Consider the following 1,871-nt stretch of genomic DNA (forward strand, 5'->3'; position numbering starts at 1 on the left):
ATGATCGGCCGCGAGCATATCGAGCGCATTCAGAACCGCATCCGCGGCGCGGAAGTGGTCGCCGTATGCGATGTATTTGAAGAAGGCGCAAAGAAGGGCGCCGAGATCGCAGGCGGCAACGTCAAGGTTTACACCGACTTTAATGCTGCCATCAATGACCCGGATGTAAACGCTGTGGTTGTCACCACCCCGGGTGCGTTCCACAAGGATCCGGTCATCGCGGCTATTCAGGCCGGCAAGCCGGTTTTCAGCGAAAAGCCGCTCGCTAACACCGCGGCGGACTGCAAGGCAGTCGTGGACGCTGAGATGGCGTCCGGCAAGCATCTGGTGCAGGTCGGCTTCATGCGCCGCTACGACCGCGGCTACAAGCAGGTCAAAGAGCTGATCGACTCGGGCAAGTTCGGTGCGCCGATGGTTATCAAGTGCACGCATCGCGCAGACGGTGTTGCTCCGGATTACACCACCGCGATGGCAGTCACCGATACCGCAATCCACGAAATCGACGTGTTGCCGTGGCTGATCGGTGACGAGTGGGACGAAGTGCAGTGCATCATGCCCAAGACTTCTTCCAAGGCGCATGAAGGCCTCAAGGATCCGCAGATCATGATTATGAAGACCAAGGGCGGTATCGTCAATGTACTCGAGGTCAATGTCAATTGTGGCTTTGGCTACGACATCAACTGCGAAGTCGTGTGCGAGAACGGTGTCATCAATCTGCCGTGCCCGTCCTTCCCGACTGTGCGCTACGCTAACAACGTGTCTACCAAGATCGAGGACAACTGGATTCTGCGCTTCATCGACTCTTACGATGTTGAGATTCAGGACTGGGTTGATCACGCCGTCAAGGGCGAGACCGGCGGTTCTTCCGCTTGGGATGGCTACGTCGCTTCCATCACGGCCGACGCACTGGTCAAGAGCCAGACCTCGGGCGTTGCCGAGAAGGTTGTCACTGGTGGCACCCCGGATTTCTACAAGAAGTAAGAAAAGGAAACGTTCAGAAGGGAGAAAATCACCATGAAAATCGGATTTAACGAAGGCTGCAACCGTTTCTGTGAAAACCATTCCGTACTCGAAGACCTCGACCTGTGTGAGAAGTACGGTTTTGACTACATCGACATCCAGTCCGAGTGCCTCGACCGTGAAATCGCGGCGGGCAAGTATACGATCGACGATCTGGCAGCGTGGTTCGCTGACCCGTCCCATAAGCTGCGCATGCTGTCTTACAACGCGCTGATCTTCTTCAACATGAAGCAGACACAGGCGGAAAAGGACGAAGTAATGGCAAAACTTGACCAGATTATCGCCGACTGCCTGAAGTTGCAGTGCAAGATGATCGTCGTTGTGCCGTCCATGGACCTGACCGTCCCGGCAACACTGGATGAGATCCGCGCTGACGCTGTCACTGTCCTTAAGGAAATGGTAAAGAAGGTTGAGCCACACGGCATTAAGTTGTCCATTGAGTTCTGCGGCTGTCCGACCATGACAATCAACCGTTTTGAGGATGCGTATGCAATTGTACAGGAAGTTAATCACCCTCTTGTCGGCATCACCCTCGACCAGTACCACTTCCATGCGATGGCATCCGGCTGGGACGCACTGGAGAAGGCCGATGGCAAGAAGATCTTTGTTTGGCACCTCAACGGAATGGAGAATATGCCCTGCGGAGCAGCTTACAATAATGACGAGAAGCGTCTGTGGCCGGGTGAGCCGGGCGACTGCCTGGATCACAAGCGCTACGCCGACACACTTAAGAAGATCGGTTTCGAGGGCGACGTGTGCACGATGGAGGTGTTCCGACCGGATTACTATAAGCTGTCCAACGAGGAGAACATCAAGAAGGCTGCCGAGGTCACCCGCGCGCATGTCGCAAA

Annotated in this window: 2 protein-coding genes; both read left to right on the forward strand. The window is 55.3% G+C overall.

What is annotated here, in order from left to right:
* Nucleotides 1-981: Gfo/Idh/MocA family protein (locus ACTQ34_RS17825; RefSeq protein ID WP_441364942.1), on the forward strand; the 981-nt coding region annotated here is incomplete at its 5' end.
* A 33-nt stretch (nucleotides 982-1,014) separates the two neighbouring features.
* On the forward strand, nucleotides 1,015-1,871 hold an 857-nt coding region (locus ACTQ34_RS17830), incomplete at its 3' end, for a sugar phosphate isomerase/epimerase family protein (RefSeq protein ID WP_441364943.1).

The organism is Agathobaculum sp. LCP25S3_E8 (assembly GCF_052117165.1).
GTDB lineage: Bacteria > Bacillota > Clostridia > Oscillospirales > Butyricicoccaceae > Agathobaculum.